Annotated in this window: 5 protein-coding genes and 1 pseudogene; all 6 read right to left on the minus strand. The window is 62.0% G+C overall.

The window, feature by feature from the left end; translation table 11 throughout:
- A pseudogene (locus tag GRI55_RS14755) lies at positions 1 to 816 on the minus strand (SDR family oxidoreductase); the annotation flags it as partial.
- Between the two features lie 43 nt (positions 817 to 859).
- Entirely contained in the window at positions 860 to 1,477 is a 618-nt protein-coding gene (locus tag GRI55_RS14760; RefSeq protein WP_063512069.1) for a flavodoxin family protein, read from the minus strand.
- 44 nt (positions 1,478 to 1,521) lie between these two features.
- Positions 1,522 to 2,316: an SDR family NAD(P)-dependent oxidoreductase gene (locus GRI55_RS14765; RefSeq protein ID WP_160767572.1), complete on the minus strand. Its 795-nt coding sequence runs from the start codon at positions 2,314 to 2,316 to the stop codon at positions 1,522 to 1,524.
- Positions 2,317 to 2,318: 2 nt separating this feature from the next.
- Entirely contained in the window at positions 2,319 to 3,500 is a 1,182-nt protein-coding gene (locus tag GRI55_RS14770) for a zinc-dependent alcohol dehydrogenase (RefSeq protein WP_160767574.1), read from the minus strand.
- Positions 3,500 to 4,144 carry an SRPBCC family protein gene (locus GRI55_RS14775; protein WP_160767634.1) on the minus strand — a complete coding sequence of 215 codons (645 nt, stop codon included), beginning with the start codon at positions 4,142 to 4,144 and terminating at the stop codon, positions 3,500 to 3,502. Before GRI55_RS14775 ends, GRI55_RS14770 begins: the two co-directional genes overlap by 1 nt.
- 149 nt (positions 4,145 to 4,293) lie before the next feature.
- On the minus strand, positions 4,294 to 5,016 hold a 723-nt coding region (locus tag GRI55_RS14780), incomplete at its 5' end, for a fatty acid desaturase (protein WP_160767635.1).

Below are 5,016 nucleotides of genomic sequence, written 5' to 3' on the forward strand. Positions count from 1 at the left end.
GCTTCATCGCTCGCCAGCATGACGTATGGAGGCGCGAGTTCGGCGGGCTGCGCGGGGCGGCCGAGCGGATAATCCTTCCCGAATTCGGCGACGTCCTCTTCCGGCATCGTCGAGGGGATAAGCGGTGTCCAGACCGGGCCGGGCGCGACGCAGTTCACCCGGATTTTCCGGTCTGCCAGCAATTGCGCGAGGCCGGCCGTGTAATTCTGGATCGCCCCCTTCGTGGTCGCGTAGGGCAGCAGCGTGGGATTGGGCTGGTCGGAATTGATCGACGCCGAATTGATGATCGAACTGCCCTCACCCATGTGGGGCAAGGCGGCTTTGGCGAGATAGAACATCGCGTGGATGTTGGTGGCGAAGGTCCGCTCCCATTCCTCGTCGGGAATGTCCTCCAATGTCTCGAAAGTCATCTGGTGGGCAGCGTTGTTCACCAGCACATCGATACCGCCGAAGGTGCGGACAGCCTCGTCGATTATCGCTCGGCAATGCCCCGCATCGCTGATATCGCCGCGCATCAGGACGCATTTTCGCCCCGCTTTTTCGACCCATTCCTTCGTTTCCTGCGCGTCGTGATCCTCGCACAAATAGGCTATCAGCACATCCGCGCCTTCGCGCGCGAAGGCGATTGCGACCGCGCGGCCGATCCCGCTGTCACCGCCGGTGATGACGACCCTTTTTTCCCTCGAGACGGCAGGAGCCCTCGTAGCTGTCTTCGCCGTGATCGGGCTTGGGGTGCATTGCCTCGGTCGCGCCCGGAACACGCTGTTGCTGCTCAGGCAGGGGCGGCTTGATCCGGTTGGTGGTTCCTTGTCCCATGATGGTCTCCCAAGAGATTACAGAGTGTGAGCGTTCCGGGCCGTCAGGACTTCGTCCCGGGGTAGGTGTCGCCTGCGAGAAGTTTCGCGAGATGTGCGGCATTGATCGCGCACATCTGTGCGGTCTCGGTCACCGCATCGGGGGTTTCGGCCAGCTCCTTGAAGTCGGTGTTGCCCATCGCCTCGCCGACCCAATAGCAGGCCGCGCCCGCCGGGATCGTCCAGCCGGTGTCGTTGAGCGACTGGAACAGCTGTGCCGAGCTCCAGTGCGCGCCATCTTCATTGCCGACGATCGCGGCAATCGCCACCTTGCCGAAGCTCGGCATCCGGCCCTGGTCATCGGTTTCGCTGGTGAAGGCATCCATGCGTTCGAGCACGCGTTTGGCGACCGACCCGATCTGGCCCATCCAGATCGGCCCGCCGAAGACCAGGATGTCATGGCTCAGGATTTTCCCGCGAATACCCGGCCAGTCGTCGCCCTCGCCCTCGTCCGACGTCACGCCCGGGGGGACATTGTAATCGGCGATGCGGATGGTTTCGGCCAGTTCGACATCCTGCTCGGCCAGATGCTCTTGCAGCACGGCGATCATGGCATCGGTCGAGCTTGCTTCGTCCGAAGATTTCTTGAGCGAGCAGTTCAGGGCGATGGCGGTGAGAGGCATAGGTGTTCTCCTCGGTTGTTGCAGATTGGCGAAGGCGTGCGGCCCTAGCGATCGCCGGGTTCGGCCATCCGGCGATGCATCTGGGCAAGCACCGTGTCGGGGATCACGCCGGCGAACATATCCTGGATCTTGTTCATGAAGCCGCTGACCGTGTGGGCGTCGCCTTCGAGAAGGGCCTTGTAGCCCGCCTCGGCGACCATTGCGGGATCGTCCTTGCTGTCCGATTTGCCGACATCGGTGTTCTCCATCCCGGCGCGGTCGAAGAAATCGGTATCGGTCGGCCCCGGCATCAGGCACGAAACAACCACGTCGGTATCCTTAAGCTCGTTGCGCAGCCCGAAGCAGAAGTAGTCGACGTAGCTCTTGGTGCTATTGTAAACGAGCTGGAAAGCGCCGGGGATGTGCCCCGCGATCGAACCGGTCACAAGGATGCGACCGGCATTCTTCGCCCGCATTTTCCGTCCGATATGGTGCAGGAGCCATGTCGTGCCGGTCACATTGGTATGGATGACATGGGCGATGTCCTTCCACTCCTGATCGAGGAACGCTTCGCCCAGCCCGTGGCCGGCATTGGCAAGCAGGACTTCGGGCGTGCGATCGCCGATCGCCGTCACGAGGGCCTGGAGGCCTTTGGGGGTGGCGAGATCGGCTTCGACCGTCTCGACGCCTGCGGCACCGCACTGCCGCGCGGTGGCTTGGGCCGCGCCAAGATCGCGGTCGGCGGCGAGGATCAGGTCGCAGCCATCGCGGGCCGCCAGTTTCGTGAGCTCAAGCCCGATGCCGCTCGAAGCACCGGTAATCACGCATAGCCCGGACAGCTTGTCGATTTTCCCGGCCATGATCAGTTCTCCATCCCGGGCTTCAGAATGACCTTGGTCCATTCATTCTGCTGCTCCTTGAAATTCTTGTAGCCCTCGGCCGCCTGTTCGAGCGGCAGCCGGTGGCTGATCAGGAACGTGGTATCGAGCGTGCCATCCTCGATCTTCTCGAGCAGCGGCTTGGTATATTTCTGGACATGTGTCTGGCCGCCACGGACCTGCAGGCCTTTTTCCATCATTGCCCCGAGCGGCCATTTGTCGGTCATCCCGCCATAGACGCCGGGGATCGAGACCTTGCCGCCGAACCGGACCGCGAGAATCGCCTGCTTCAGCGCGCTCGCGCGGTCGGCGCCCATGCCGACCTTCTGCTTCACGACGTCGAACATGTTGTCGATAGCGAAGCCGTGCGACTCCATGCCGACCGCGTCGATCACGGCATCCACGCCGATCCCGCCGGACATTTCCATCAGGGCTTCGCGCACATCGGTCTCGCGGAAGTCGATGATCTCCGCACCCAGCTGCTTCGCCAGTGCGAGACGGTTCGGATAGTGGTCGATCGCAATCACCCTGGATGCGCCCATCACGATGGCCGACTGGATCGCGAACAATCCGACCGGGCCGCAGCCCCACACCGCAACCGTATCGTCGGGCTGGATGTCGGCATTTTCCGCCGCCATCCAGCCGGTCGGGAGGATGTCCGAGAGGAACAGCACCTGGTCGTCCTCCAGATGGTCGGGAACGACGATCGGGCCGACATCGGAAAAGGGCACGCGGGCGTATTCGGCCTGTCCGCCCGAGTAGCCGCCGGTCAGGTGCGAATAGCCGAACAGCGCGGCCATCGGCTGGCCGTAGAGCGTCGCCGACATATCCTGCTTTTCAGCCGGGTTGGAATTGTCGCAGGCCGAATATTGCTGCTGCTTGCAATGGAAACAGCCGCCGCAGCTGATCGTGAAGGGCACGACGACGCGCTGCCCTTTCTTCAGATCGCTCGCAGACCCCGTCTCGACGACTTCGCCCATGAATTCATGGCCCAGCACATCGCCCGGCGCCACGCCGGGAATGACGCCATCGTATAGGTGAAGGTCGGACCCGCAGATGGCCGTGCTGGTGATCTTGATGATCGCATCGCGGGGATTGATGATTTCCGGATCGCTGACCGTGTCCACTCGAACGTCGTTGGTTCCATGCCAGGTAAGTGCTCGCATCATCCGTTCTCCTGCTTGGCCGCGCGCGTTTCGTCCCGCGTTCGCGCCGATGTCGCTATTTCCCCGGTTTCCATGAGCATCTTGAAACGCTTCAGATCATGCCGGGCCTGGACCTGCGGCTCACGTAGGAACAGCTTCGCCACCGCTCGGCCGAGCGCGCCTGCGGGCGGGTCGTAGGCCATCACCAGGCTGACCCTGGTTCCGCGCTCGCCCGGAGCATCCTCGAAGCGCACCTCGCCGCTGGTCTCGATCTCGGAATCCTCGACCGAGCGCCAGGCGATCAGCTCGTCCTGCTTCTTGCTGGCGAGTTCGGTTTTCACCGCGACCGTCTGGCCTGCGGGGGCCTTGATCCGCCAGGTCGACACCCCGTCTGCGCCGGCTTCGATCGCTTCCACATTCTCCATGAATTGCGGCAGGTTGGAGAAGTCCGACCAGAACGCGAACAGTTCGGCTCGCGGCTTGCGGATGGTTACCGATCGGCCGACCTGCGCGTTGTCGCCTTCAGGCTGGCGTTTGGTATGGTTGGCGGCATCGTCATATCCGCGATTTTGGTGCCTGTTGGACAGGAACGCTCCGAATGCGATCGCTCCGGCAGTAAGAACGACGCCGCCCAATCCGGCGCCGATTTTCGAATTTTGAGACATAGATTTTCTCCGCGACATGATGACGCAGCGAATTCCCGCTCAAACAGTTCCGGCCATTTTCGGCGAGGCGTTGGTGAGTTGGGATGAATCCTACCGAGGCACTGTTCGGCGGCGTGCAGGGCCGGATCTAGCTGTATAAAAGCGAAAGTTTAGCCCGTCATCTTCTTGGCTTCAGCAAACGTCACCATACGCTGCTGTTCCTCATCCCACAGAGCCAGGCGGAACGCGCTGAGAGACTCCCATGCCGTGTAGCGGTTGAGATCGCGTAGAGCCGGATGTGCTTTCAGGACTTCGGGCAGGCGGTGGAACGGTATCGTGCTTGAAAGGTGGTGCACGTGGTGGATGCCAATATTACCGGTGAACCAGCGTAGAACCGGCGGCAGGTCTAAATGTGTGCTGCCCATCAGGGCGGCTTGGGCGAAGGACCAGTCGGATTTGCTTTCCCAGTATGCTTGGGGGAACTGGTGCTGGATGTAGAACAGCCACACTCCCATGCTTGCTGCGAAGAGCAGGGTCGGCAGGAACACCGCCAGCGTCACTCCGAAGCCGACCAACCATACTGGCACAGCGAGGATTGCGAGAGTGGCAAGGTTCGTTCCCAGGGCGCTGATCCAGAACTTCCAGCCCTCCTTCATCAATCCCACGGGCAGGCGGTGGCGCAGGAGAAAGAGATAGGCGGGGCCAAAACCAAGTAACGTCAAAGGGTGGCGGTAAAGGCGATAGCCGAGCCGCTGGGTCCTCGATCTTTCGCAATACTCGCGCACCGTCAGCGTATCGACATCGCCAAAGCCGCGTTTGTCGAGGTTGCCAGTCATGGCGTGATGACGCGCGTGGCTGAGGCTCCAGCAATCATAGGGCGTGAGCGTGAAGAC

Source organism: Qipengyuania citrea (assembly GCF_009828015.1).
Classification (GTDB): Bacteria; Pseudomonadota; Alphaproteobacteria; order Sphingomonadales; family Sphingomonadaceae; genus Qipengyuania; species Qipengyuania citrea.

Bases quoted from the DNA above. Each gene is read 5' to 3' on its own strand.
- GRI55_RS14770 (WP_160767574.1), bottom strand. From the start codon at position 3,500: ATGCGAGCACTTACCTGGCATGGAACCAACGACGTTCGAGTGGACACG.
- GRI55_RS14775 (WP_160767634.1), bottom strand. From the start codon at position 4,144: ATGTCTCAAAATTCGAAAATCGGCGCCGGATTGGGCGGCGTCGTTCTT.
- GRI55_RS14765 (WP_160767572.1), bottom strand. From the start codon at position 2,316: ATGGCCGGGAAAATCGACAAGCTGTCCGGGCTATGCGTGATTACCGGT.
- GRI55_RS14760 (WP_063512069.1), bottom strand. From the start codon at position 1,477: ATGCCTCTCACCGCCATCGCCCTGAACTGCTCGCTCAAGAAATCTTCG.